The sequence below is a fragment of the Pantoea vagans genome (assembly GCF_004792415.1).
Taxonomy (GTDB): Bacteria; Pseudomonadota; Gammaproteobacteria; order Enterobacterales; family Enterobacteriaceae; genus Pantoea; species Pantoea vagans.
The window spans coordinates 3,300,607-3,326,160 of sequence record NZ_CP038853.1; the positions used below are offsets into that span (position 1 = coordinate 3,300,607).

The following is a 25,554-nucleotide window of genomic DNA, read 5'->3' on the forward strand; positions in this document are numbered from 1 at the left end:
AAATTAATCGAAATCGATATGCCTTATAAAATTAGCCACAGAGAGTGACTGACATCGCATTGCGCTGAGCAAAATTAATCATCTGCTCAGTCATGACAGAAAAAAGGGTATGAAATGAACATTAACAGCACGGTGATTAGCGGTTATCAGGCGTTAAACGACATGCGCTATCTGCTGAGTGGCGTAACGACAGCGATAGTGGTGACTGACCGGAACATTGAAGCGATTCCGGCGGTTCAGGCGCTGATGGGGCAACTCCGGGATCAGATTCCGCGTATCAGTGTGGTCAACAGCGTGCCGCCCGAGCCGAGCCAGCATGATGTGGCCGCGATTACAGAAACGCTCTCACAGCGCCAGGCCGACATGGTGATTGGCATCGGCGGTGGCAGCGTGCTGGATGTGGCGAAGCTGCTCTCGGTGCTGTGCATCGACGGAGCACCGTCGCTGGACGCCCTGCTGGCAGGCGAGAAACCGCAGCGCCGCACCCGTTCAATGCTCATCCCGACCACTGCCGGCACCGGTTCAGAAGCGACCCCGAATGCGATTCTGGCGATCCCGGAGAAAGAGACCAAAGTCGGCATTATTTCACCGGTGATGCTGCCCGATGTGGTGGCGCTGGTGCCGGAACTCACCACCAGCATGCCGCCGCACATCGCCTCGTCTACCGGCATTGATGCCCTGTGTCACCTGATTGAGTGCTTCACCGCCAACGTGGCTAACCCGGTCAGCGACAACTATGCGCTGATTGGGATGAAGAAGCTGTTCGCGAATCTCGAAACCACGCTGCGCGAGCCGGAGAATCTGCAGGCACGGCTGAAGATGCTCTGGGCCTCTTATTATGGCGGCGCATCGATTGCCCATGCCGGGACGCATCTGGTGCATGCGATGTCCTATCCGCTTGGCGGCAAATATCACCTGCCACACGGCGTTGCCAACGCCATTCTGCTGGCCCCCTGCATGCGCTTTGTCCGTCCGGCCGCGGTGAGCAAATTCGCTCAGGCCTATGACCTGCTGCCCGACGCCGACGTCCGTTTAAGCGATGAAGAGAAATCACACGCGCTGGTCGACTACTTCACCGCGCTGGTTGCGCGGCTGCAGTTGCCTGCCAGCCTGGAAGCACTGGGCATCGGCCCGGATCACCTGCCTTATTTAGTGGAAGCGGCACTCGACGTGCAGCGCCTGATGAAAAACGTGCCGATGGCGGTCACCGCCGACGATGTGCGCGCCGTCTATCTGACGCTGTTCCCTTCCTGCCAGGCGTAATGAGGATTGTCATGAACAAGAAAATCAACGGCGTACTGACCGCCATCGTCACCACCTTCGATCGTGAAGGTGCCTTTGATCCGGTGAGACAGCGTGAGCAGGTCAGACGCCAGATCAACGCCGGAAACGGCATCTTCTGTGGCGGCACCAACGGTGAATTCTTTGTGCTGAATGAGCAGGAGAAGATTGCCGTCACCACCACCTGCGTCGATGAAGTCAACGGTCGGGCACCTGTTGTGGCACACATCGGCGAGATTTCGACCCGTGAAACGATCCGGCTCGGCAAACAGATTGCCCGCCTGGGTGTGGATGCCGTCTCGGCGATCACCCCATGGTTTGTGCCGCTGAAACAGCAGGAGCTGATCGACCACTATCAGCACGTAGCGGACGCGCTGACGGTGCCGCTGTTCCTCTACAACATTCCGGCGCGTACCGGCAATACCCTGCAGCCAGAGACCGTTCGTACGCTGGCCGCGCACCCGAACATCATCGGCATTAAAGACTCCGCAGGCAGCTATGAAAGTCTGAGCGGATTTCTGCAGGCCACCGCCGACTGTGAGGGCTTTGATGTGCTGAACGGCCCTGACTCGCTGATTCATCAGGGATTCGTTGATGGCTGCTCCGCTTCTATTTCCGGGCTGGCAAACGTGGCACCGGAGGCGATTAACGCCATCTGGGCGCGCTTCAGTGCCGGTGACATTGCCGGTTCGCATCAGGCACAGGAGAACGTCACCGGCCTGCGCACCGCGCTGTACAGCATCGGTTTCTCACCGGCCGCCGTGAAAAAAGCGGTCAGCCTGCAGGGCTTTGAGGTGGGTGAAAGCCGCTATGCGGTGCAGTTCAGCGCCGACGAACAGCAGCAGATCCGTCAAATCGTGAACCACTACCTGCAATAACGTCCATCGCCTTTGTACCCTATCGGTCAGATGAGAACGAACCTGATGGTCGCCATCTGCCAGAACAATCGAGGTCATGATGAAAGCATTTTCAACTGAGAGCACCTTACTGATCGTCGGCATGGTGGTCGCCTATATCCTGTTCACCACCTGGCTGACCTGGCGGCTGCGCAGTAAAACCAGCGGCGACTTCATGGAAGGCTCGCGCGCCATGCCCGCCTTTATCGTCGGCATTATGCTGATGTCGGAATATATCGGGGCAAAATCGACCATCGGTACCGCGCAGGCAGCCTTTGAGGATGGCTTCGCCGCCTCCTGGTCGGTGATTGGCGCGGCGATTGGGTTCCCGCTGTTTGGTCTGATTCTGGTCAAACGCATCTACAACACCGGAAAAATCACGATCTCCGGTGCCATCGCCGAGAAATATGGCAGCTCGACCAAGAACATTATCTCGCTGATTATGATCTATGCGCTGCTGCTGGTGAACGTCGGGAACTACATCAGCGGTGCGGCGGCGATCTCCACCGTGCTGAAGATCGACCTGACGCAGGCGGCCTTTATCACCGCGGTGGTCAGTACCTTCTACTTTGCGTTTGGCGGCATGAAAGGCGTCGCCTGGGTTACGCTGCTGCACAGCGCCATCAAGTACATCGGGATTCTGATTATTCTCTATGTGGCGCTGAAAATGACCGGCGGCGTGGCCCCGATGATCGAGAAAATGCCGGCGTTCTATTGGACGTGGGATGGTCACGTCGGTGCCAGTACCATTGTCGCCTGGCTGATCGGGACTGTGGGATCGATCTTCTGTACGCAGTTTGTGATCCAGGCGATCTCCTCCACCAAAGATGTGAAGTCAGCGAAGCGTGCCACCTGGGTCGCCTTCATCTTCTGCCTGCCGATCGGTCTGGCAATGGCGCTGATTGGCGTGGCGGCGAAGTTTGCGCATCCCGATATCAAGAGCCTCTATGCGCTGCCAGTGTTTCTGCAGGATATGTCACCGTGGCTGGCAGGCATTGTCACCACCTCGCTGGTGGCCTCGATTTTCGTCAGCGTCGGCACCGTTGCGCTGGCCATCGCCTCGCTGGTCGTCAAAGATTTTTACGTGCCCTATCGTAACCCGACGCCGGAGCGCGAATTTAAAGTGACGCGCTGGATCTCGATTGGCATCGGCTTCTTCCCGCTGCTGTTTGTCCTGTTCTTCCCGGAAGTGCTGAAGCTCTCGTTCTTTACCCGCGCGATTCGCCTGTCGATCACCGTGGTGGCGATCATGGCATTCTATCTGCCATGGTTTAAGAGCACGCGCGGTGCCAACGCCGGTCTGATTGGTGCCTGCGTGGTGACGTCCGTCTGGTTCCTGATGGGTAACCCGTTCGGTATCGACAATATGTATGTGGCGCTGATTACGCCGGCCATCATTATGGTGATTGACCGCTGTATCCCGTCACGCCAGTCTCAGCCTCAACCGCAACACAATGCACAAAATAGTGGAGCCTAATATGACTCAGGAAACCGTCACCGCAGAACGCACCGGCCTGGTTGCGCCGCACCCGCAGGATAGCGCCCAGCAGATTGCGATGCTGCCCTCCTCCTGCCCGCAAAACCATGCGGCTAACCTGCTGCCGCTGCCCGATGGCGATCTGCTTTGCGTCTGGTTTGGTGGCACGCAGGAAGGGATTGCCGATATCTCAGTCTGGTGTTCCCGGCTGACAAAAGGCAGCGATCGCTGGAGTGACGCGCAGAAGCTTTCTGACGATCCGGGTCGCTCAGAACAGAATCCGGTGCTGTTTCTCGATCCCGATCAGATACTGTGGCTGCTGTGGACGGCGCAGAAATCGGGCAATCAGGACACCGCGATTGTGCGCTATCGTCAGTCTCACGATTTCGGCAAGAGCTGGGGCGAGATCAAAACCCTGCTGGATAAGCCCGGCACCTTTATTCGTCAGCCGATTGTCGTGCTGCCTAACGGCAACTGGTTACTGCCGGTGTTTTACTGCCTGACGCAGCCCGGCGAAAAGTGGGTCGGCAGCTATGACGTCAGCGCGGTAAAAATCTCAGAAGATAAAGGCCAGAGCTGGCGCGACGTCAGCGTGCCTGACAGCACCGGCTGCGTTCACATGAACGTCACCCTGCTGGATGATGGCTCGCTGCTGGCGCTTTACCGCAGTCGCTGGGCCGACCACATTTACCAGAGTCGCTCGTTTGATCAGGGCGAAAGCTGGAGCGCGCCCGAACCGCTGTCGCTGCCCAACAATAACTCCTCCATTCAGGTCACGACGCTGCGCAACGGTCATCTGGCGCTGGTGTTCAATGCGATGAGCGCCGAAGGGGCCAGCGAGCGCCGGTTGTCGCTGTATGACGAAATTGAAGATGATGAAGAGGACAGTGACGTTGCGGTTGCCGCCGAACCGGTGGTGCACAGCGGGCGCACCGCCTTCTGGGGCGCGCCACGAGCGCCAATGACGCTGGCGATCTCAACGGATGGCGGCAAAAGCTGGCCGCTGCAGCGCAATCTGGACGAAGGCGACGGCTACTGCATGACCAATAACTCTCAGCAGAAGTTAAACCGGGAGTTCTCTTATCCCAGCATCAAGCAGGGTGTGAACGGCGAACTGCATATCGCCTACACCTGGTATCGCCAGGCGATCAAGTATGTGCGGGTCGGGGAGTCCTGGGTGCAGGGAGGTGACGCGTGATTGAAAAGATGGCGCTGGTGACCGGCGCCAGCTCCGGCATCGGCCAGGCGATTGTGGACCGCCTGCTGAATGAAGGCTGGCAGGTGACTGGCCTGAGCCGATCGGCTATAAACCGGGCAGACACGGGCTGGCAGAGCCATCAGATCGATATCAGCGACAGTGCGGCATTGCAGGCTTTACTGGACAAACTGCCGGTGCCGCAGGCGGTGATCCATGCAGCGGGAATGATGCAGGCCGCGCCGCTCGGGGAGCTGGATCTGAACGCCAGCACACGCCTGTGGCAACTGCATGTTGCCGCCGCAGAACAGCTGGCGAATCATTTTGCGCCCCGGATGAGCGCGGGCGGCAGAATCGTGCTGCTGGGTAGTCGCACGTCAGGCGGTGCGTCGGGCCGCAGTCAGTATGTGGCCACCAAATCGGCGATGATCGGCATGGTGCGCAGCTGGGCGGCAGAGCTGGCACCGCGCGGCATTACAGCCAATATCGTGGCGCCAGGTGCCACCGAAACGCCGATGCTGCAACAGCCGGGCCGGGCCAGTTCCCCGCCGCGCTTGCCACCGATAGGCCGCTATATTCAGCCGCAGGAAGTCGCCGGACTGGTCGGGTTCCTGCTTTCGCCTGCAGCCGCGGCAATCACCGGTCAGCAGCTGGTGATGTGCGGCGGTGCGTCGCTGAGTTAATGAACAGGCCGGGCGACTCGGGTGGCCCGGCCTGTATCAGCGTAAAAATTACCGTACGGGTTTACCGTACTGGTTCACAAACTGGCGATAGGCGGCGATCACCAGCTGAAAATCTTCAATGCCGCAGAAGGAGAGGCTCTCTTCGTCGTAGTAGTTCATCCCCTCTTCCATTCCGTCATCTTCCAGTGCCAGCAGATTGGCGCGAATCATTACCTCTTCCTCATCCAGCAGGATGGTGTACTCGCTGCCGATGCGCTGCCACTGACGCACGCTGCCTTTGACGTCTTCGATTGCGGCTTCCACTTCATCCAGCAATCCCGGATCGTTTTTCACCTCTTCGTTGAACCAGTGGCCGACCGCTTCATGATCCATCGACATACGAACCTTAATCTGTCCGGTCACATCGCGTAAAAATTCATATTCCATCGCCCGTTCCTCTTAACGTCATCGCGTCACTAAATGAGTGTCAGCGCTGCCTGCGCGGCATAGTGTGACACGTCGCGCATTATTACAGGCTGTCTGGCGAAATCCAGCTTTTGATCGAACCGCCCTCAATGCACAGACGTAAAAAAGGGGCGAATCATCGCCCCTTAGTCATGACTGGCAGGTGAAGAATCAGACCGCGGTCTGGAAAATCACGCCGTCAGCTTTATCGGTGTACTGCGCCAGCTGGTCGAAGTTGAGATAGCGATAAGTGTCGCTGGCCGTTTTATCGACCTGCGCCATAAATTGCTGATACTCATCCGGCGTTGGCAGACGGCCTAACAGTGAAGCCACTGCCGCCAGCTCTGCAGATGCCAGGTAGACGTTAGCGCCGGTACCCAGACGGTTCGGGAAGTTACGGGTCGAGGTAGAAACCACCGTCGAACCATCAGCCACACGTGCCTGGTTACCCATACAGAGTGAACAGCCCGGGATCTCGATACGCGCACCGCTTTTACCGAATACGCTGTAGTAGCCCTCTTCGGTCAGCTGTGCCGCATCCATCTTGGTTGGCGGAGCCACCCACAGACGGGTTGGCAGCTGGCCTTTGTGGCTATCCAGCAGTTTACCGGCGGCACGGAAGTGACCAATGTTGGTCATGCAGGAGCCGATAAACACTTCGTCGATCTTCTCGCCCTGAACATCAGAGAGCAAACGGGCATCGTCCGGATCGTTTGGCGCACAGAGGATCGGCTCTTTAATGTCAGCCAGATCGATTTCGATCACGGCGGCATATTCAGCATCCGCATCCGGCTCAAGCAACTGAGGATCGGCCAGCCATTTCTCCATGCTTTCAACGCGACGCTCCAGCGTACGACGATCGCCGTAGCCTTCTGCGATCATCCACTTCAGCAGCACGATGTTGGAGTTCAGGTATTCGATAATCGGCGCTTTATCCAGCTTGATGGTACAGCCCGCAGCGGAACGCTCGGCTGACGCATCGGACAGCTCAAACGCCTGCTCGACTTTCAGATCCGGCAGACCTTCAATCTCAAGGATGCGGCCAGAGAAGATGTTTTTCTTACCTTTCTTCTCAACGGTCAGCAGACCCTGTTTGATGGCATACAGCGGAATGGCGTGAACCAGATCGCGCAGGGTAATACCTGGCTCCATCTTACCTTTGAAGCGCACCAGCACTGATTCCGGCATGTCGAGCGGCATGACGCCCGTCGCCGCAGCAAATGCCACCAGGCCTGAGCCCGCCGGGAAAGAGATGCCGATAGGGAAACGGGTATGCGAGTCACCACCGGTGCCCACGGTATCCGGCAGCAGCATACGGTTCAGCCAGCTGTGGATAATGCCGTCGCCCGGACGCAGTGAGACACCGCCACGGTTCATGATGAAGTCTGGCAGCGTATGGTGCGTGTTCACATCCACCGGCTTAGGGTACGCAGCGGTGTGACAGAAGGACTGCATCACCAGATCGGTCGAGAAGCCCAGGCAAGCCAGATCTTTCAGCTCGTCACGGGTCATCGGACCGGTCGTATCCTGCGAGCCAACTGAGGTCATCTTCGGTTCGCAATAGGCACCCGGACGAATACCGGCGACGCCACAGGCACGGCCAACCATTTTCTGTGCCAGTGAGAAACCACGGGTGCTCTCCGCGACATCTTTCGCCTGACGGAACACGGTGCTGTGCGGCAGACCCAGCGATTCGCGCGCTTTAGTGGTCAGGCCGCGACCGATGATCAGCGGAATACGGCCACCGGCGCGGACTTCGTCAATCAGCACTTCGGTTTTGAGTTCGAAGCTGGCCAGAAGGTCGTTGGTTTCGTGGTTACGGACTTCGCCTTTGAACGGATAGATGTCGATGACATCGCCCATGTTCAGGTCATTGACGTCCACTTCAATCGGCAGTGCGCCCGCATCTTCCATGGTGTTGAAGAAGATAGGTGCAATTTTGCTGCCCAGCACCACGCCGCCACCTTTTTTATTCGGCACGTTCGGGATGTCGTCGCCCATAAACCACAGCACCGAGTTGGTGGCGGATTTGCGTGACGAACCGGTTCCGACAACGTCACCGACATACGCCAGCGGGAAGCCTTTGGTCTTCAGTGCTTCAATCTGTTTGATCGGGCCGATATTGCCCGGCTCATCCGGCTCAATACCTTCACGGGCATTTTTCAGCATCGCCAGGGCGTGCAGAGGAATGTCAGGACGAGACCAGGCATCCGGGGCCGGAGAGAGGTCATCGGTGTTGGTTTCGCCAGTAACTTTGAACACCGTAACGGTGATCTTCTCAGCCAGCTCAGGTCGTGACAGATACCACTCCGCATCGGCCCAGGATTGCATCACCTGCTTCGCGTATTCATTACCCGCTTTCGCTTTTTCTTCGACATCATAGAAGTTGTCGAACATCAGCAGCGTGTGTGAAAGGGCTTTCGCCGCGATGGGTGCCAGTTTGCTATCGTCCAGCGCTTCAATCAGCGGATGAATATTGTAACCGCCCTGCATGGTGCCGAGCAGTTCAACCGCTTTTTCAGGAGATATCAGAGGAGAGGTTGCTTCGCCTTTGGCGACAGCCGCCAGGAAACCGGCTTTGACATACGCCGCTTCATCGACGCCAGGTGGGACTCGGTTGACCAATAAATCGGTCAGAAATTCTTCTTCACCCGCAGGTGGATTTTTCAGCAGTTCAACCAGCGCGGCCATCTGGGAAGCCTCTAAAGGCTTAGGTACAATTCCCTGGGCAGCACGCTCGGCAACGTGCTTACGGTATTCTTCTAGCACGACGTTATCCTCGCTCTCATTATGTAGGGCTTTCCGACCACCTTGCTCACTTATGGAGAACACACTTCCCTTTCTCGTCCAGGTTGAGGTGCCCGGTTTCGCGGAGGGCAGAATAGCAGGATTTCGTCTGTTTGTTAATCTGTTTACAAAAATACAACATAATCCACTGCGCCCGTTCTGCCCGCTTATACTCCCACATCAGCCAGCTAAGCTGGCTAATCGGGTCACTCTGCAGCGTACCGCATCTCAGAGTAAAAACGGCAGGGTTATGTCAGCGTTGGCCCAGTTTTAGTGAAGTGATTCAGGGAAATAGATAACTGGCAGGAATAGAAGTGAACGGGCCTCCGGGTTACCGCAGAGGCGAATGCAGGCGGATAGCAACACCAGGCCGGAGATAAGCCTGGTGTCATTGACGTCTGAGACGATTACAGAGTGGTTTTCATTTCCCGCAGTGATACCGGCCAGTCACCCAGCCAGACGTAGTGATCTTTCAGAATCCGCGCACTGTAGTCGAGACAGATTTTCACCGGCAGGTTGGGATAGATTCGCTCCATCTCCTGCACCAGCTCTTCGCTGTTTTTGACCTTGTGCAGCGTCTTAATGAAATCGTTGATATAGGTGCGGGTAAAGCCTATTGCTGAGGGGCTGAGCGATGGCGTCGTTCGCGAATGGCCAGGGATCAGGATTTCCGGCGCCAGCGCTTCGAGTTTATCCAGACTTTCCATCCATTTCGCCATGCGTTCAGGCGTACGCATATCGGCAATCCAGACATGTGCATCCGCAAAGACCACATCGGAGGCGATCAATGTTTTCGTCGAGGGGATCCAGAGCGGTGTCACCCGGATGCAATCGCCACTGAGATCGCTCAGGATTTTAATCTCCTGCCCTTCCAGCCAGATCGTATCCTCTTCCAGTTCGGTGATCGCAAACTTAGTGCGGGCACCGTTCTCTTTTAAAACCTGCTTGCCCCAGTAATCAATTTTGAAGTCAAAGGCGTCATTAACATCTTCGGCGACCTGCTTATAAGAGAGAATTTCAGCAGCCGGAAAGACCGATTTAATCACTTCAAGTCCCAGAAAATGATCGGGATGCAGATGGGTAATAAAGATGCGTTTCAGGTCGAGACCGGTTTCGATAATCTCAGCGACTAACCGATGCGCATTCGCTAGCGTGAACTGGGCATCGACTAACATCGCCTCTTTCTCACCCATGATAATGGTGGAACTGACACCGAAGCCGTCGTGCTGGTCACTGCTGATAAAAACCTTCGTCGATAAATCCATTTTTCGTCCTCATACGTTACACATCAGAAGCTACACGTAGAAACAACTAAGCAGAAGAGGTCATGATGACCTCTTCTGTTCACTCTTAATTTTTCAGGTTTTCCGGAAAATTGGCGGGCAGCTGATCAGGCGGGCAGTCAATCACGCTTTCGTTGTTTTCACCCACATCAAGAATTACGGTCAGCGTCGCGAACTCATCAATCACTTCAGTTGGATAAGCCGGACCCGCTTCGCGGAATTTCGCCATCTCTTCCAGGTGATCATTCTGGAAGCAGACGGTTTTTTCCGGATTGTTCATGACCCAGCGTGGGAAGAAGATGGTGCCGTGGAAAATTTTATCCGCCAGATTAACGGCCAGGCTGACATCAGTGCCGGTTGGTTCAGTCCAGGAGACTTTATAGACATCCTGCGCCAGGCGAACCACATAAACATGCTGATTTTTAACCCAGCGATTGCCGACCATGCCACTGTGAATGCGATAGTCGATGGTGCTGGCATTTTTAATGTAGAGCTCGTAGTTCCAGCCGTTGTCATAGGTGTAAACCAGATGTTTGCCAACGATGCCAGACAGGTCATGTTTATCAAAAGTGCTCATGATTAATTCCTCATTTGTTTTCCTTGAGGTGATTATTGCGCGTTACAAAAGCGATGAATAACGCTATTTTTAGCACTTAATTATTCAATTTTTAGATGGTTTACCATGTACAAAACAACGCTGGAACAGTGGTATCTGCTCGACGCCGTCGTAAAGGAAGGGAGTTTTGCGCTGGCAGCGGAGAAGAATAATCGCAGCCAGTCCTCATTGAGCTATCAGTTGAGTCTGCTTCAACAACGGCTCGACATGGAACTGCTGGAGCAGGTGGGACGCCGTGCCGTCCTGAGTGCTGAAGGACATCAGTTACTTGCGCAGGTACGTCCACTGCTGGAAGGATTTAGCGCGCTTGAAGCTAAGGCCAGTGCCCTGCGACGGGGTGAACGTTCGCGCATTGATTTAATGGTGGATGCTACCTTTCCAAAACCTCTGCTGTTTGATGTGCTCAATATATTTCAGCAACGCTATCCACATGTGCGCATCTGGTTCAGCGAAATTGTCCGTAGCGAAACCCCAGACAGGCTGGCGGAACAACAGGCCGATCTCTGGCTGGTGGCGCAATATGGCGCTGAGCCATTGGCTGGCGAAAGCCTGATGAGTGTCGATTTCGTTGCCGTCGCCCATCGCGATCACCCGCTGCACAGTGAACCTGCCCCGCTTAATGCTGCCACACTGGCGCGCTGGCCCTGCATTACCATTCTGGATCGCCAGCAACAGCAGCAGTCAGAGGTGAGTGGCGATCAGGCAGAAAACTGGTCATTCACTACCCTGTCGGCAGCGATTGAAGCGGTCCAGCACCAGCTAGGCTATGGCTGGTTGCCGGAACAGAATATCGCCGGCCTCTTAAAAAGCGGTGAACTACGTCCCCTGCCGCTGCTTCAGGGCCGCCGACGCAGTAGTACGCTGGTGATGTACATCAATGAAGAGAGACTGCCCGGCAACAGCGCCATTGCTGAACTGGCGCAGATGTTTGTTGAACGGGTGGCGGCGTGGGAGGTGCGCCGCTGAACGTAAATGTAAGGGCACGCACACAGCAGCTCTTTCTGGCCGCTCGCTCCTTATAACCCTGCTATTTCGCTAGCTCTCATCATTTCCTTTCGCTAAACTGCGGGGCTGGATTCCTCCCAGCATAAATTGCGCAGAGTAATCCATGACCCGCAAATTCAAGCCTTTTACCTCACTTTCCCGCCGCCACCGTCGCACGCGTGTTCAGCACATCAAAAATCTTATCCATCGCGAGCGTGAGCGCTGCGGTGGGCAACATTACGATGATTGTGATTCTGAAAACGCAGAGGCTATTGCGGCGGGCTGGGTCTGGATCTGGAGTGATGTACTTTTCCTGGATGATCAAGATCCCACCATCTATTGGAACGCTGAGATCGTTACTGCTGATGTCGCTCGCATGGATATCATCGAAAACCGGGTACTCAATGAAGCCACTGCAATGCTTGACCAGGCCCAACTGGAGGATGAATTGCGTTTAGAGACAGTGTCCAACTATGACGCGAAAGGAAAGATTGTCAGCTATAAGCAGGTAAAGCGCACCCGCGTTGCTTATCCCCAGTTCGGCGGGATGACATATCATAATTACATTAACAAGCGCGTGGCAGATATTCTCCGCGACACCCCACCCGTAATCACCCCTGGTTATCGCATCCAGCATGGCTATCGTAGTGGTATTGGTCTGCAAATCATCGTCGCAGAGTCAGAGCTGACGCGTGAAGTCATCGACAATGCCATCCGCACATTCCTGGTAGGTAACATGCATTCTCTTAAGTCTGCATAGCCGTTCTGATGCCCCACCTTTCCCCCGCCGGGCTTTTTGACACACCGCCTCGCGCGTTAGGGTTAACGGCTTACTGACATTGCTAGTCCGACAGCACAAAGGCTGAATATCAGTAATATTGAAGTGCAATTCCGGGCGATTCTCCCTCGGCCTGAAGTGTCTGTCAGAGGAATGAATGGCAGAATCTACTGACGCTTATGATCAAAATGACGGCCCAAAAAAAAGCCCCCATAACGGGAGCTTTCTCAATCACTGCGGCAGAAACTTACTTCTTCTTCGCTTTCGCGTTAGGCAGATCGGTGATGCTACCTTCGAAGATTTCTGCAGCCAGACCGACTGACTCATGCAGGGTCGGGTGAGCGTGAATGGTCAGAGCGATATCTTCCGCATCACAACCCATCTCAATGGCCAGACCGATTTCGCCTAACAGCTCGCCGCCGTTAGTACCGACAATCGCGCCACCGATAATACGGTGCGTCTCTTTGTCAAAAATCAGCTTGGTCATGCCGTCTGCACAATCAGAAGCGATAGCACGGCCAGAGGCAGCCCACGGGAAGGTGGAAGTCTCGTAGCTGATGCCCTTCTCTTTCGCTTCTTTCTCGGTCAGACCGACCCAGGCAACTTCTGGCTCAGTATAGGCAATTGAAGGGATCACTTTCGGATCGAAGTAGTGCTTCAGACCAGAGATCACTTCAGCCGCTACGTGGCCTTCATGCACGCCTTTGTGCGCCAGCATTGGCTGACCGACGATGTCGCCGATAGCATAGATGTGTGGCACGTTGGTACGCATCTGTTTGTCGACGCGGATGAAGCCGCGATCGTCCACTTCCACGCCCGCTTTACCGGCATCCAGACCTTTGCCGTTCGGCACACGACCGATAGCAACCAGCACCGCGTCATAACGCTGCGCTTCGCCTGGTGCTTTTTTGCCTTCCATTGAAACGTAAATGCCATCGTCTTTTGCTTCAACGGCGGTCACTTTAGTTTCCAGCATCAGGTTAAATTTCTTGCTGATTTTTTTGGTAAAGACTTTCACCACGTCTTTATCCGCAGCCGGGATAACCTGGTCGAACATCTCAACCACATCGATCTCTGAACCCAGCGCGTGATAGACCGTCGCCATTTCCAGACCGATGATACCGCCGCCCATGACCAGCAGACGCTTCGGCACTTCTTTCAGTTCCAGCGCATCGGTAGAGTCCCAGACGCGTGGATCTTCATGTGGAATGAATGGCAGTTCGATTGGGCGTGAACCCGCAGCGATGATGGCGTTATCGAAGTTGATGGTGGTCGCGCCGCCTTCTCCTTCAACCACCAGGGTGTTAGCACCGGTGAATTTGCCCAGGCCATTCACCACGGTGACTTTACGACCTTTTGCCATACCTGACAGGCCGCCAGTCAACTGGTTGATAACCTTCTCTTTCCAGCTGCGAATCTTGTTGATATCAGTAGATGGCTGGCCAAACACAATGCCGTGCTCTTCAAGGGCTTTCGCCTCTTCAATCACTTTAGCAACGTGCAGCAGCGCTTTAGATGGGATACAACCGACGTTCAGACAAACACCACCGAGGGTGCTGTAACGCTCTACCAGTACGGTTTCCAGACCTAAATCCGCACAACGGAAGGCTGCAGAGTAACCTGCAGGACCTGCCCCAAGTACCACGACCTGGGTTTTAATCTCTGTACTCATCATGACCTCTTAATTGATATCCGGCGGGTCAGACGTTCTTATAATGCCCTTGTTCCACCGGGACTTTCACCGCAAGAGTTTACAGAATTGTTAACAAACTGCCAACAGCGGCGCGACGAATCGTTAAAGGAAGGCCGGCATCCGCCGGCCTTCTTCACATTTACATAACTAAACGACGAATGTCAGACAACATATTGCCGATAATGGTGATGAATCGCGCACCATCAGCACCGTCGATCACGCGGTGGTCGAAGGAGAGAGAAATCGGCATCATCAGACGCGGCGTAAACTCTTTACCATTCCACACCGGCTCCATCGCCGATTTAGAGACACCCAGGATAGCCACTTCCGGCGCGTTAACGATCGGCGCGAAATGTGTGGTACCCAGGCCGCCCAGGCTGGAGATGGTGAAACATCCGCCCTGCATGTCGCCCGCTGTCAGCTTACCGTCACGCGCTTTCTTCGAAATCGCCATCAGTTCACGCGACAGCTCGGTGATGCCCTTCTTGTTCACGTCTTTGAAGACCGGAACGACCAGGCCATTTGGCGTATCAACCGCCACACCGATGTTGATGTATTTCTTCAGCGTCAGTTTCTGCGCATCTTCAGACAGCGAGCTGTTGAAGCGTGGCATCTGCTCAAGCGCCGCAGCGACTGCTTTCATGATGAATACGACAGGCGTGTACTTCACATCCAGCTTACGCTTCTCTGCTTCAGCATTCTGCTGCTTACGGAACGCTTCCAGATCGGTGATATCGGTTTTGTCGAAATGCGTAACGTGCGGGATCATCACCCAGTTACGGCTCAGGTTCGCGCCAGAAATTTTCTGGATACGACCCAGTTCGACTTCTTCGATTTCGCCAAACTTACTGAAATCAACTTTCGGCCATGGCAGCATGCCCGGCAGACCACCGCCGCTTGCCGCAGCAGGTGCTGCTTCAGCGCGTTTTACGGCGTCTTTCACGTAAGTCTGCACGTCTTCTTTCAGGATGCGACCTTTACGGCCGGTGCCTTTGACTTTCGCCAGGTTAACACCGAACTCACGCGCCAGGCGACGGATCACCGGAGTTGCGTGAACGTAAGCGTCGTTCTCTGCGAACTCACCTTTGCTGTCGGCTTTGGCTGCTGGCGCCGCGGCGGCTGGCTTAGCATCAGATTTCGCAGCAGGCGCCGGAGCAGCTTCCTGTTTCGCAGCCGCAGGGGCGGCCGGAGCAGCACCTTCGACTTCGAACACCATGATCAGTGAGCCGGTGCTGACTTTATCGCCGGTTGCGACTTTCAGCTCTTTGACCGTACCTGCAAACGGCGCAGGGACTTCCATTGAGGCTTTGTCGCCTTCAACCACGATCAGTGACTGCTCAGCGTCAACTTTGTCGCCAACTTTGACCAGGATCTCGGTGACTTCGACTTCATCACCACCGATATCCGGCACGTTGACTTCTTTTGCGCCCGCAGCAGCAGCGGGTGCCGATGCCGCTTCTTCTTTCACTTCTGGCTTCGCGTCAGAGGCCGGTGCTGCGCCTTCTGCTTCAAAGACCATGATGGCTGAACCGGTGCTGACTTTGTCGCCTGTCGCAATGGTGATCTCTTTGACCACACCCGCGAACGGTGCCGGAACTTCCATGGAGGCTTTGTCACCTTCCACCACAATCAGTGACTGCTCGGCTTCGACTTTGTCGCCAACCTTAACCAGAATCTCAGTGACTTCGACTTCGTCACCGCCGATATCCGGAACCGCCACTTCTTTGCTGGCAGTAGCCGCAGCAGCGGCTGGCGCCGCGTCCGCTTTTTTCTCTGCGGCCGGTGCTGGTGCTGCTTCAGCAGCACCTTCAGCATCAAACACCATGATCAGTGAGCCGGTCTCAACTTTGTCACCGGTAGAGATCTTAATCTCTTTCACTACGCCAGCCTGCGGCGACGGCACTTCCATTGAGGCTTTGTCGCCTTCCACGGTGATCAGCGACTGCTCGGCTTCCACCTTGTCGCCAACTTTCACCAGAATCTCGGTGACTTCAACTTCGTCAGACCCGATATCCGGTACCTTAATTTCGATAGCCATTACTCTATTACCTCTTAAGCCAGACGCGGGTTAACTTTATCGGCATCGATATTGAATTTGGTGATCGCATCGGCCACCACTTTCTTCTCGATCTCGCCGCGTTTAGCCAGCTCACCCAGCGCGGCAACCACCACATAAGATGCATCAACTTCGAAGTGATGACGCAGGTTCTCACGGCTGTCAGAGCGACCAAAGCCATCGGTACCCAGTACGCGATAATCGCTGGCCGGGACATAGCTACGAACCTGCTCAGCGAACAGTTTCATGTAGTCGGTTGAAGCAACAGCAGGTGCGTCGTTCATCACCTGAGCGATGTAAGGTACACGCGCTTCTTCAGTCGGATGCAGCATGTTCCAGCGCTCACAATCCTGGCCATCACGCGCCAGTTCGGTGAACGAGGTCACGCTGTAGACATCAGAGCCGATACCGTAATCTTTCGCCAGGATCTGCGCGGCTTCACGCACGTGACGCAGGATAGAACCTGAGCCCAGCAGCTGCACTTTACCTTTGCTGCCTTCTACCGTTTCCAGCTTGTAGATACCCTTACGGATACCTTCTTCCACACCCTGCGGCATGGCTGGCATATGGTAGTTTTCGTTCAGCGTGGTGATGTAGTAGTAAATGTTCTCCTGCGCTTCGCCATACATACGCACCAGACCGTCATGCATGATGACAGCCACTTCATAAGCGTATGAAGGATCGTAAGAAATACAGTTCGGGATAGTCAGCGACTGAATGTGGCTGTGACCATCTTCATGCTGCAGACCTTCGCCGTTCAGCGTCGTACGACCCGAGGTGCCGCCGACCAGGAAGCCGCGTGCCTGCTGGTCGCCCGCCAGCCACATCAGATCGCCGATACGCTGGAAGCCGAACATCGAGTAATAGATGTAGAACGGAATCATCGGCAGGTTGTTGGTGCTGTAAGAGGTCGCCGCAGCCAGCCAGGATGAACCTGCGCCCAGCTCGTTGATCCCTTCCTGCAGAATCTGACCTTTCTCGTCTTCTTTATAGTAAGCAACCTGCTCGCGGTCCTGCGGGGTGTACTGCTGACCGTTCGGGCTGTAGATACCAATCTGACGGAACAGACCTTCCATACCAAAGGTACGCGCTTCATCGGCGAGGATCGGAACCAGACGATCTTTGATCGACTTGTTCTTCAGCATCACGTTCAGGGCACGCACAAAGGCGATGGTGGTCGAGATCTCTTTGTTCTGCTCATCCAGCAGCGCACTGAACTCTTCGAGTGCTGGCATTTCCAGCTTTTCAGTGAACTTCGGCTGACGCGTTGGCAGGTAGCCGCCTAACTTCTCGCGCTGACCGTGCAGATAAGCATGCTCTTCTGAGCCTTTCTCGAAGGTGACGTATGGCAGTTCTTCGATTTTATCGTCAGCAACCGGCACGTTGAAGCGATCACGGATATAGCGTACGCCATCCATGTTCATCTTCTTCACCTGGTGAGCAATGTTTTTGCCTTCCGCGGTGTCGCCCATACCATAACCTTTAATGGTATGCGCCAGGATCAATACTGGCTTGCCTTTGGTATCCTGCGCTTTTTTCAGTGCCGCATAGATTTTCTTCGGATCGTGGCCGCCACGGTTCAATGCCCAGATTTCATCATCGGACATATCTTTAACCAGCGCCGCGGTTTCAGGATATTTGCCGAAGAAGTGCTCACGCACATAGGCACCATCACGGGATTTGAAGGTCTGGTAGTCACCGTCAACGGTTTCGTTCATCAGCTGAATCAGCTTGCCGCTGGTATCTTTGCGCAGCAGCTCATCCCAGCGTCCGCCCCAGATGACCTTGATCACTTCCCAGCCAGCACCGGCAAAGATGCCTTCCAGCTCGTTGATGATCTTGCCATTACCGGTTACCGGGCCATCCAGACGCTGCAGATTGCAGTTGATGATGAAGACCAGGTTATCCAGTTTTTCACGGGTGGCGATGGTAATCGCACCTTTAGATTCCGGCTCATCCATCTCGCCATCACCCAGGAAGGCGTAAACGGTCTGAGCAGAGGTGTCTTTCAGGCCACGGTGTTCCAGATACTTCAGGAACTTCGCCTGATAGATCGCTGACAATGGACCCAGACCCATTGATACGGTCGGGAACTGCCAGAATTCCGGCATTAGTTTCGGGTGCGGATAAGAAGAGAGACCTTTACCGTCAACTTCCTGACGGAAGTTGTTCATCTGATCTTCAGTCAGGCGACCTTCAAGGAACGCACGGGCATAGATGCCTGGAGAGATGTGGCCCTGGAAATAGACCAGATCGCCGCCATCCTTGTCACTGCGGGCGCGGAAGAAGTGGTTGAAGCACACTTCATAAATCGTCGCAGAAGACTGGAAGGAGGACATGTGACCACCGAGTTCCAGATCTTTCTTCGACGCGCGCAGCACCGACATGATGGCGTTCCAGCGGATTGCGGAACGGATACGACGTTCAAGAGAGGTGTTGCCCGGATAATCGGGTTCATCTTCAACGGCAATAGAGTTGATGTAGTTGCTGATTGCAGACGAACCTGCAGCCACTTTTACGCCGCCTTTGCGGGCTGCACCCAGTACCTGATCAATCAGATACTGTGCACGTTCAACACCTTCTTCACGGATGACCGATTCGATCGCCTGTAGCCAGTCACGAGTTTCAATCGGATCCACGTCATTGTGTAAACGTTCTGACATGGGTGTGTTCCTTATCTGTGTCTAATACGTTGAATAATCGGGAGCCTGTTAAAGCAGATGCAGGCAGCCTCGTCTGATGTCCGTACGATCTTTGTCGCACGTTATTCCTTACGTTGCTGTAAACGACGCAGGGAGCGTTCTCGACGGCTCTGCTCCCGACTTCTGTCCAGCAAGATTTCCTCTATGAACGCCAGGTGACGGTGTGAAGCCTCGCGCGCTTTTTCTGGCTCACGAGCCACAATCGCCTCAAAGATTCTGGCGCGGTGACCGCTCACTTTTGCCAGCATTTCCCGGCGCGAGTAGAGCAATTCGAAATTCTGACGAACGTTTTGTTCCAGCATAGGGCCCATTGAGCGTAGCAAATGTAAAAGCACAACATTATGGGCCGCTTCTGTGACAGCGATCTGATACTGCATCACTGCGTCCGCTTCGGCGTCTAAGTCGCCGCTGTCCTGCGCCTGCTGGATATGCACATGGCAGTCGCGAATGCGCAGCAGGTCTTCTTCCGTGCCGCGCAGAGCTGCGTAATAGGCCGCGATGCCTTCTAAGGCATGACGTGTTTCCAGCAGGTCAAACTGTGATTCCGGATGGTCGGCGAGAAGCTCAACGAGTGGATCGCTCATGCTTTGCCAGAGATGCTCCTGTACGAATGTTCCGCCACCCTGTCGGCGCAGCAATAATCCTTTGGCTTCTAAGCGCTGGATCGCTTCGCGGAGAGATGGACGTGAGACATCGAATTGTTTAGCGAGTTCGCGCTCAGGGAGCAGCTTCTCTCCCGGACGCAGTGTCCCTTCCATAATCAGGGATTCGAGCTGTTGCTCGATAGCGTCGGAGAGCTTGGGTTGGCGAATCTTACTGTAAGCCATCATCCCTTCTTATTAAGCCAATCGTCCGGAGTAAATTGGTAATACCAATTGCAAAGAGGTGCCGGTAAAGTAACAAAGTATTCACCTTGTGTCTATATGGTGTCTGCGACATTCACATCCCCCGCAAGCCTGTGCTGACGCTAACTCGCGGTTAAAAAAATGAAAAATCCTCGTTCCTGTAAATGTTAAATAAATGCACTTTTACCAAACCTTACACCCGCTCAGGGCCTGAGCGCAGCGGTAACCATAAGTGAAAGCTATTCGTCATTAACGGCATTTCATGGCAGAAGTTTGCGGGGGACAGACGTGACCGGGACGGCGTTTTTTCAGTCAACTCTCAGCACGAAAGGCGAAAGCAGGTGCAAAGAGATTCGCTTATCACTATTCTTGTCGCCAGGGTAGCAGATGGCAGCATTCAGCAGGCCAGATACCGTAAAATAATCAATACGTTATTGTAACTACTTCATTACAGCGGACTGCGCTGCGAACGAAGAATAAAAACATCACGAGGTTTGTATGGAACAACAGCAAGGCGAAGCGCTGAAACGTGGTCTTAAGAACCGCCACATTCAGCTCATCGCGCTGGGTGGTGCAGTGGGAACCGGGCTGTTTCTGGGCAGCGCATCGGTCATTGAATCCGCCGGACCGGCCGTTATTCTGGGCTATGCGATTGCCGGTTTTATTGCCTTTTTAATCATGCGTCAGCTGGGTGAAATGGTGGTGGAAGAGCCGGTCGCCGGCAGCTTCAGCCACTTCGCGTATAAATACTGGGGCAACTTTGCCGGCTTCGCCTCAGGCTGGAACTATTGGGTGCTCTATGTGCTGGTTGCCATGGCAGAGCTCACCGCCGTCGGTAAATATATCCAGTTCTGGTGGCCAGACTTTCCGACCTGGGCCTCAGCCGCCATCTTCTTCGTGATGATCAACGCCATCAACCTGACCAATGTGAAAGTGTTCGGTGAGATGGAGTTCTGGTTCGCCATTATTAAAGTGGTTGCGGTCATCGGCATGATCCTGTTTGGTGGCTGGCTGCTGTTCAGTGGTCACGCGGGTCCGCAGGCAACCGTGCGCAACCTGTGGGAACAGGGCGGCTTTTTCCCGCACGGCATCGGCGGTCTGGTCGCGGTCATGGCAATTATCATGTTCTCGTTTGGCGGACTGGAGCTGGTGGGTATCACCGCTGCAGAGGCTGACAACCCGGAAGTAAGCATTCCAAAAGCCACTAACCAGGTGCTGTGGCGTATTCTGATTTTCTACATTGGTTCACTGGCGGTGCTGCTGTCTCTGATGCCGTGGAGCCGTGTCACGTCAGAAGTCAGTCCGTTCGTCTTTATTTTCCACGAGCTGGGCGATGCCATGGTAGCGAATGCGCTGAACGTGGTGATCCTGACGGCGGCCCTGTCGGTCTATAACAGCTGCGTTTATTGCAACAGCCGCATGCTGTTTGGTCTGGCACAGCAGGGCAATGCGCCGAAAGCGCTGCTGAAAGTCGATCGTCGCGGTGTGCCGGTCTTAACCATTCTGGTCTCGGCTGTTGCCACTGCGCTGTGCGTGCTGATCAACTACCTGATGCCGGGCGAAGCGTTTGGCCTGCTGATGTCGCTGGTCGTCTCCGCGCTGGTGATCAACTGGGCGATGATCAGCCTGGCGCACCTCAAGTTCCGTCGTAAGAAAGATCAGCAGGGCGTCACCACCCGCTTCAAAGCGCTGCTCTATCCGGCGGGTAACGGGATTTGCCTGGTCTTCCTGGCGGCGATTCTGGTGCTGATGGCGACCACGCCGGGCATGGCGATCTCTGTCTGGCTGATCCCGGTCTGGCTGGTCATTCTGGGTATTGGTTACTTTATCAAGAACCAGACGCAAAAGGCCTGATGCCTTACCGCGTACTGTGACCTCCTGTGGGAGGTTGCAGTACGTCACCCGCGTTCCCCTGCCCCTCTTCAGCCCCGATCCAGTTCACACTTCTCTTCCCGCACCTGTTTTGTCCATCTTCATGACGAATTACTCCCATTCATCTCGCTGATTTGATGACAATAATTCCTGTTCACACTGGATGCGCAGGAGAAAACCATGAAAGGTGCAGCCCTCTCGTTTCGGGAAAAACTGGGTTATGGCATGGGCGATGCCGGATGCAACATGATTGGCGGTGCCATCATGCTGTTCCTGAACTACTTCTATACCGATGTTTTCGGGCTGGCTCCGGCGCTGGTCGGAACCCTGCTGCTTTCGGTCCGGGTGCTGGATGCAGTCACCGACCCGATTATGGGTGCCATCGCCGATCGCACCCAGAGTCGCTGGGGCCGTTTTCGTCCCTGGCTGCTGTGGGTTTCCGTGCCCTATGTGGTCTTCAGCGTTCTGATGTTCACCACGCCAGACTGGACTTACCACAACAAGGTGATCTGGGCCTTCGTCACCTACTTCCTGATGTCGCTGACCTATACCGCGATTAACATTCCTTACTGTTCGCTGGGCGGCGTGATTACCAACGATCCCGGTGAGCGTGTCTCCTGCCAGTCTTACCGCTTTGTCATGGTCGGCATCGCCACGCTGATACTGTCGCTGTCGCTGCTGCCGATGGCGGAGTGGTTTGGCGGTGAAGACAAAGCACGTGGCTATCAGATGGCGATGGCGGTACTGGCCACCATTGGTCTGGCGATGTTTCTGTTCTGCTTTGCCACGGTACGGGAACGTATTCGCCCGGCCGTGCCGAGCAATGATGATCTGAAGAAAGATCTGCGTGACGTCTGGAAGAATGACCAGTGGGTGCGCATTCTGCTGCTGACCTTCTGTAATGTCTGTCCTGGCTTTATCCGCATGGCGGCCACCATGTATTACGTGACCTGGGTCATGGGCCAGTCAACGCACTTCGCCACGCTGTTTATCAGTCTGGGAGTCATTGGCATGATGTTCGGCAGCACGCTGGCAAAACTGCTCACCGATCGCTGGTGCAAACTCAAAGTCTTCTTCTGGACCAATATCGCACTGGCCCTCTTCTCCAGCGCCTTCTACTGGATCGATCCCCATGCTACCGTGATGGTTGTGGTCGCCTATTTTGTGCTGAATATTCTGCATCAGATCCCCTCTCCGCTGCACTGGTCGCTGATGGCCGATGTGGATGACTACGGCGAATGGAAAACCGGCAAACGCATTACCGGTATCAGCTTTTCCGGCAACCTGTTCTTCCTTAAGGTGGGACTGGCGGTGGCTGGTGCGATGGTCGGCTTTCTGCTGTCGATCTACGGCTACAATGCAGGCGCTAAACAGCAGTCACCCGAGGCGATTAACGGCATCATGCTGCTGTTCACCGTTATTCCGGGCGTCGGCTATCTGATTACTGCAGGTGTGGTGCGGCTGATGAAGGTTGACCGCAAAATGATGATTACCATCCAGCAGGATCTTGCGCTGCGCCGCGAAAACTTCCATGAGTTACACACTGTTCGCCTGCGTAACGGTGTTGTCACGCCAACCGGAGATGTTAAATGACTGCAATCCTGCCGAATCCTTTTATTGAGCAGCGCGCCGATCCCTTTATCCTGCGCCATGAACAGCACTACTATTTTGTGGCCTCGGTGCCGGAATATGACCGGCTGGAGATCCGGCGCGCTACCACGCTGGCTGGCCTGCGCAGCGCCGAACCAGTTGTGGTCTGGCGCAAGCCCGCGAGTGGTTCCTGCAGCGAATTAATCTGGGCACCTGAGCTGCACTACATTGACGGTCAATGGGTCATCTATTTCGCGGCAGCCCCGACGCGGGAGATCAAAGAAGGACTGTTTCAGCACCGGATGTATGCGCTGGTATGCGAAGCCGCAGATCCGTTGCAGGGCGAATGGCAGCCCTGCCGCCGCGTCTTCAGTCAGTTCGACAGCTTCTCACTGGATGCTACCCACTTCGTGCATCAGGGCAAAAACTGGTATCTCTGGGCGCAGAAAGATCCCCTGATTCCCGGCAACTCTAACCTCTACCTGGCTGAGCTGCTGAATCCCTGGACGCTGAAAGGCACGCCGGTGATGCTAAGCCGGCCGGAATATGAGTGGGAATGTGCAGGGTTCAGTGTTAATGAAGGTCCGGCGGTCATCCGTCACGGCGATCGGCTGTTTGTGACCTACTCCGCCAGCGCCACCGATGAGAATTACTGTCTGGGGCTCCTGTCGATTGCCGCAGATGCCAACCCGCTTGATGTCGCGGCCTGGCAGAAATCAGCGCGACCAGTTTTTGTGTCCAGCTGGGACAACCACCAGTACGGGCCGGGTCACAATAGCTTTACTCAGGATGAGGCAGGACGCGACGTGCTGGTTTACCATGCGCGTAATTACACTGAAATTGAGGGCGATCCACTCTGGGATCCGAACCGCCATACCCGACTGAAATATTTCAGCTGGCGGGAAGATGGCACGCCCGATTTCGGCGTGCCACCTGCTGATTACACCAGCGTGCCGTAAATCGTCAGCAACGCGACGGCAACAACCAGCACCAGCGAAGTCCGTTTCGCTAACGCCACGGCCACCCGTGGCGTTTCAACTTTATCGGTGTGCGGATCGCGCGACAGTGAGAACTGCGCCAGCATCGTCAGCACGTGATACTGAGAACGGTGACGATCGGTCAGCGAGGCAAACCAGGCGGGCAGCGCTTTTTCGCCGTGGCCCAGCAGCGCGTAAGCGACACCCGCCAGCCGCACCGGGATCCAGTCGAGCAGATGCAAAATCGCATCCACGCCTGATTGCGCTCGCGCCATCGGTGTACCGTGCTTTGCCAGCCAGCCCTGCCAGGCGCGCAGAAACGCGTAACCCACCAGCAGCGCCGGTCCCCACGGGCCACCCACCACCAGCCAGAACATCGGGGCGAGATAAAAACGGAAGTTTATCCAGATCAGCGCATTCTGCAGCTCGCGCAGGAACTCACGTTCGCTGCACTCCACCGGCACACCATGGATTAGCGTCAGCTCAGCCGCCATCGCCTGATGTGCCGCGTCGTCGTCATGGCTGGCCGCTTTCAGGTAGCGATGGTAGTGCTGACGTACTGAGCCGGCACCGATGCAGAGCAGTCCGGCAACGATCCAGAACAGCAACTGCAGCACGCCAAACAGCAATCCTTTCAGACTCCAGACCACCAGCGCGGTCAGCGCCATCGCCAGTAAGGTCATCAGCAGGGTTCGCATCATGGAGTAATGGCGGCGATGGCGAAAAATTGGCTCCAGCCGGTGTTCGAGCTGCCAGTGCTCGCCCAGTTTGAACAGGCGCTCCCAGCCTAAAACCAACAACAAGGTAAACAACGTCATACTGACCCCGCAAAAATCACGATTTTTGCTGCGTTAACAGCTGTTTGTAGTAGTCCCAGTCAAAAGCAGGTCCGGGATCGGTTTTGCGTACCGGCGCGATGTCGCTGTGCCCCGTGATACGCGAAGGCGTTACCGGATAGTGTTGCAGCAGTAACTGCGTGACCTGCTGCAAGGCCCGATATTGCGCCTCGCTATACGGCTCGCTGTCAGTTCCTTCCAGCTCAATACCGATGGAGAAGTCGTTGCAGTTTTCACGTCCTTCAAACTGCGAAATGCCTGCATGCCAGGCGCGTTTGTCAAAGGAGACATATTGCACAATCTCCCCGTCACGACGAATCAGGCAGTGTGCTGCCACTTTCAGCGCGGCGATATCCGCAAAATAGGGATGGGCATCCGGCGGTAATGTGCCGGTAAACAGTCTGTCAATCCAGGGGCCGCCAAATTCACCGGGTGGCAGGCTGATATTGTGGATCACCAGCAGTGAAGGCGCCTCATCGTCAGGGCGTTCATTACAATGCGTTGACGGCACGTGACGCACACCGGTCAGCCAGCCCTGTTTGATTTTCATACCGTTTTT

At 55.2% G+C, this 25,554-nt stretch carries 20 protein-coding genes; 10 read left to right on the forward strand and 10 right to left on the reverse strand.

Annotated elements, in window-relative coordinates; genetic code table 11:
* The first annotated feature begins 114 nt into the window (after nt 1-114).
* The 5 genes from EGO56_RS15670 (at nt 115) to EGO56_RS15690 (ending at nt 5,532) form a co-directional block, all read left to right on the forward strand.
* The gene (locus EGO56_RS15670; RefSeq protein ID WP_135910059.1) at nt 115-1,263 is read left to right on the forward strand and encodes an iron-containing alcohol dehydrogenase; all 1,149 of its coding nucleotides are present in this window, start codon (nt 115-117) and stop codon (nt 1,261-1,263) included.
* Nucleotides 1,264-1,274: 11 nt separating this feature from the next.
* Nucleotides 1,275-2,159: a dihydrodipicolinate synthase family protein gene (locus tag EGO56_RS15675; RefSeq protein ID WP_135910061.1), complete on the forward strand. Its 885-nt coding sequence runs from the start codon at nt 1,275-1,277 to the stop codon at nt 2,157-2,159.
* Between the two features lie 79 nt (nt 2,160-2,238).
* Nucleotides 2,239-3,654 carry a sodium:solute symporter family protein gene (locus EGO56_RS15680; protein WP_013356800.1) on the forward strand — a complete coding sequence of 472 codons (1,416 nt, stop codon included), beginning with the start codon at nt 2,239-2,241 and terminating at the stop codon, nt 3,652-3,654.
* 1 nt (nt 3,655) lies between these two features.
* Nucleotides 3,656-4,852 (forward strand): sialidase family protein, encoded by a 1,197-nt coding sequence (locus EGO56_RS15685; protein WP_135910062.1) that lies wholly within the window; start codon nt 3,656-3,658, stop codon nt 4,850-4,852.
* An 8-nt stretch (nt 4,853-4,860) separates the two neighbouring features.
* Nucleotides 4,861-5,532, forward strand: a complete 672-nt coding sequence (locus EGO56_RS15690; RefSeq protein WP_185948887.1) for an SDR family NAD(P)-dependent oxidoreductase — start codon at nt 4,861-4,863, stop codon at nt 5,530-5,532.
* Between the two features lie 48 nt (nt 5,533-5,580).
* Here EGO56_RS15690 and yacL read toward each other — a convergent pair whose 3' ends face one another.
* The 4 genes from yacL to EGO56_RS15710 form a co-directional block, all read right to left on the reverse strand.
* Nucleotides 5,581-5,958: a protein YacL gene (gene yacL, locus EGO56_RS15695; protein ID WP_013356797.1), complete on the reverse strand. Its 378-nt coding sequence runs from the start codon at nt 5,956-5,958 to the stop codon at nt 5,581-5,583.
* A 189-nt stretch (nt 5,959-6,147) separates the two neighbouring features.
* Entirely contained in the window at nt 6,148-8,745 is a 2,598-nt protein-coding gene (gene acnB, locus EGO56_RS15700) for a bifunctional aconitate hydratase 2/2-methylisocitrate dehydratase (protein WP_135910066.1), read from the reverse strand.
* A 425-nt stretch (nt 8,746-9,170) separates the two neighbouring features.
* Entirely contained in the window at nt 9,171-10,028 is an 858-nt protein-coding gene (locus EGO56_RS15705; RefSeq protein ID WP_135910068.1) for an MBL fold metallo-hydrolase, read from the reverse strand.
* Nucleotides 10,029-10,113: 85 nt separating this feature from the next.
* Complete coding sequence (locus tag EGO56_RS15710; protein ID WP_135910070.1) at nt 10,114-10,623, reverse strand: phenolic acid decarboxylase; 510 nt, start codon at nt 10,621-10,623, stop codon at nt 10,114-10,116.
* Nucleotides 10,624-10,728: 105 nt separating this feature from the next.
* On the opposite strand from EGO56_RS15710, the gene EGO56_RS15715 reads away from it, so the two are divergent.
* Both EGO56_RS15715 and EGO56_RS15720 read left to right on the forward strand, forming a co-directional pair.
* Entirely contained in the window at nt 10,729-11,628 is a 900-nt protein-coding gene (locus EGO56_RS15715; protein WP_135910072.1) for a LysR family transcriptional regulator, read from the forward strand.
* Nucleotides 11,629-11,770: 142 nt separating this feature from the next.
* Nucleotides 11,771-12,406 carry a hypothetical protein gene (locus EGO56_RS15720; protein ID WP_135910073.1) on the forward strand — a complete coding sequence of 212 codons (636 nt, stop codon included), beginning with the start codon at nt 11,771-11,773 and terminating at the stop codon, nt 12,404-12,406.
* Between the two features lie 265 nt (nt 12,407-12,671).
* Here EGO56_RS15720 and lpdA read toward each other — a convergent pair whose 3' ends face one another.
* The 4 genes from lpdA to pdhR form a co-directional block, all read right to left on the reverse strand.
* On the reverse strand, nt 12,672-14,096 hold the full coding sequence (lpdA, locus tag EGO56_RS15725; protein WP_010253950.1) for a dihydrolipoyl dehydrogenase: 1,425 nt from the start codon (nt 14,094-14,096) through the stop codon (nt 12,672-12,674).
* Nucleotides 14,097-14,256: 160 nt separating this feature from the next.
* On the reverse strand, nt 14,257-16,155 hold the full coding sequence (gene aceF / locus EGO56_RS15730; protein WP_135910075.1) for a pyruvate dehydrogenase complex dihydrolipoyllysine-residue acetyltransferase: 1,899 nt from the start codon (nt 16,153-16,155) through the stop codon (nt 14,257-14,259).
* Nucleotides 16,156-16,169: 14 nt separating this feature from the next.
* Nucleotides 16,170-18,836, reverse strand: coding sequence for a pyruvate dehydrogenase (acetyl-transferring), homodimeric type (aceE, locus tag EGO56_RS15735; protein ID WP_135910077.1), 2,667 nt, complete (start codon nt 18,834-18,836; stop codon nt 16,170-16,172).
* 101 nt (nt 18,837-18,937) lie between these two features.
* On the reverse strand, nt 18,938-19,702 hold the full coding sequence (gene pdhR, locus EGO56_RS15740) for a pyruvate dehydrogenase complex transcriptional repressor PdhR (protein ID WP_033781878.1): 765 nt from the start codon (nt 19,700-19,702) through the stop codon (nt 18,938-18,940).
* A 516-nt stretch (nt 19,703-20,218) separates the two neighbouring features.
* On the opposite strand from pdhR, the gene aroP reads away from it, so the two are divergent.
* The 3 genes from aroP to EGO56_RS15755 all read left to right on the forward strand — a co-directional run bounded on the left by aroP (nt 20,219) and on the right by EGO56_RS15755 (nt 24,141).
* A complete protein-coding gene (gene aroP, locus EGO56_RS15745; protein WP_135910079.1) occupies nt 20,219-21,574 on the forward strand; it encodes an aromatic amino acid transporter AroP in 1,356 nt (451 codons plus the stop codon).
* A 198-nt stretch (nt 21,575-21,772) separates the two neighbouring features.
* Nucleotides 21,773-23,185 (forward strand): glycoside-pentoside-hexuronide (GPH):cation symporter, encoded by a 1,413-nt coding sequence (locus tag EGO56_RS15750; RefSeq protein WP_033731579.1) that lies wholly within the window; start codon nt 21,773-21,775, stop codon nt 23,183-23,185.
* Complete coding sequence (locus EGO56_RS15755) at nt 23,182-24,141, forward strand: glycoside hydrolase family 43 protein (protein WP_135910081.1); 960 nt, start codon at nt 23,182-23,184, stop codon at nt 24,139-24,141. Before EGO56_RS15750 ends, EGO56_RS15755 begins: the two co-directional genes overlap by 4 nt.
* Here EGO56_RS15755 and ampE read toward each other — a convergent pair.
* Both ampE and ampD read right to left on the reverse strand, forming a co-directional pair.
* Nucleotides 24,123-24,977 carry a beta-lactamase regulator AmpE gene (gene ampE / locus EGO56_RS15760; RefSeq protein WP_135910084.1) on the reverse strand — a complete coding sequence of 285 codons (855 nt, stop codon included), beginning with the start codon at nt 24,975-24,977 and terminating at the stop codon, nt 24,123-24,125. The genes EGO56_RS15755 and ampE overlap by 19 nt on opposite strands.
* 16 nt (nt 24,978-24,993) lie before the next feature.
* The gene (gene ampD, locus EGO56_RS15765; RefSeq protein WP_135910086.1) at nt 24,994-25,545 is read right to left on the reverse strand and encodes a 1,6-anhydro-N-acetylmuramyl-L-alanine amidase AmpD; all 552 of its coding nucleotides are present in this window, start codon (nt 25,543-25,545) and stop codon (nt 24,994-24,996) included.
* Nucleotides 25,546-25,554: the final 9 nt, after the last annotated feature.

Coding starts and splice junctions, on each gene's coding strand:
- yacL (WP_013356797.1), bottom strand. CDS start 5,958: ATGGAATATGAATTTTTACGCGATGTGACCGGACAGATTAAGGTTCGT.
- EGO56_RS15710 (WP_135910070.1), bottom strand. CDS start 10,623: ATGAGCACTTTTGATAAACATGACCTGTCTGGCATCGTTGGCAAACAT.
- EGO56_RS15705 (WP_135910068.1), bottom strand. CDS start 10,028: ATGGATTTATCGACGAAGGTTTTTATCAGCAGTGACCAGCACGACGGC.
- EGO56_RS15670 (WP_135910059.1), top strand. CDS start 115: ATGAACATTAACAGCACGGTGATTAGCGGTTATCAGGCGTTAAACGAC.
- lpdA (WP_010253950.1), bottom strand. CDS start 14,096: ATGAGTACAGAGATTAAAACCCAGGTCGTGGTACTTGGGGCAGGTCCT.
- EGO56_RS15755 (WP_135910081.1), top strand. CDS start 23,182: ATGACTGCAATCCTGCCGAATCCTTTTATTGAGCAGCGCGCCGATCCC.
- EGO56_RS15720 (WP_135910073.1), top strand. CDS start 11,771: ATGACCCGCAAATTCAAGCCTTTTACCTCACTTTCCCGCCGCCACCGT.
- ampE (WP_135910084.1), bottom strand. CDS start 24,977: ATGACGTTGTTTACCTTGTTGTTGGTTTTAGGCTGGGAGCGCCTGTTC.
- EGO56_RS15715 (WP_135910072.1), top strand. CDS start 10,729: ATGTACAAAACAACGCTGGAACAGTGGTATCTGCTCGACGCCGTCGTA.
- pdhR (WP_033781878.1), bottom strand. CDS start 19,702: ATGGCTTACAGTAAGATTCGCCAACCCAAGCTCTCCGACGCTATCGAG.
- aroP (WP_135910079.1), top strand. CDS start 20,219: ATGGAACAACAGCAAGGCGAAGCGCTGAAACGTGGTCTTAAGAACCGC.
- EGO56_RS15685 (WP_135910062.1), top strand. CDS start 3,656: ATGACTCAGGAAACCGTCACCGCAGAACGCACCGGCCTGGTTGCGCCG.
- aceF (WP_135910075.1), bottom strand. CDS start 16,155: ATGGCTATCGAAATTAAGGTACCGGATATCGGGTCTGACGAAGTTGAA.
- EGO56_RS15750 (WP_033731579.1), top strand. CDS start 21,773: ATGAAAGGTGCAGCCCTCTCGTTTCGGGAAAAACTGGGTTATGGCATG.
- EGO56_RS15675 (WP_135910061.1), top strand. CDS start 1,275: ATGAACAAGAAAATCAACGGCGTACTGACCGCCATCGTCACCACCTTC.
- EGO56_RS15690 (WP_185948887.1), top strand. CDS start 4,861: ATGGCGCTGGTGACCGGCGCCAGCTCCGGCATCGGCCAGGCGATTGTG.
- EGO56_RS15680 (WP_013356800.1), top strand. CDS start 2,239: ATGAAAGCATTTTCAACTGAGAGCACCTTACTGATCGTCGGCATGGTG.
- aceE (WP_135910077.1), bottom strand. CDS start 18,836: ATGTCAGAACGTTTACACAATGACGTGGATCCGATTGAAACTCGTGAC.
- ampD (WP_135910086.1), bottom strand. CDS start 25,545: ATGAAAATCAAACAGGGCTGGCTGACCGGTGTGCGTCACGTGCCGTCA.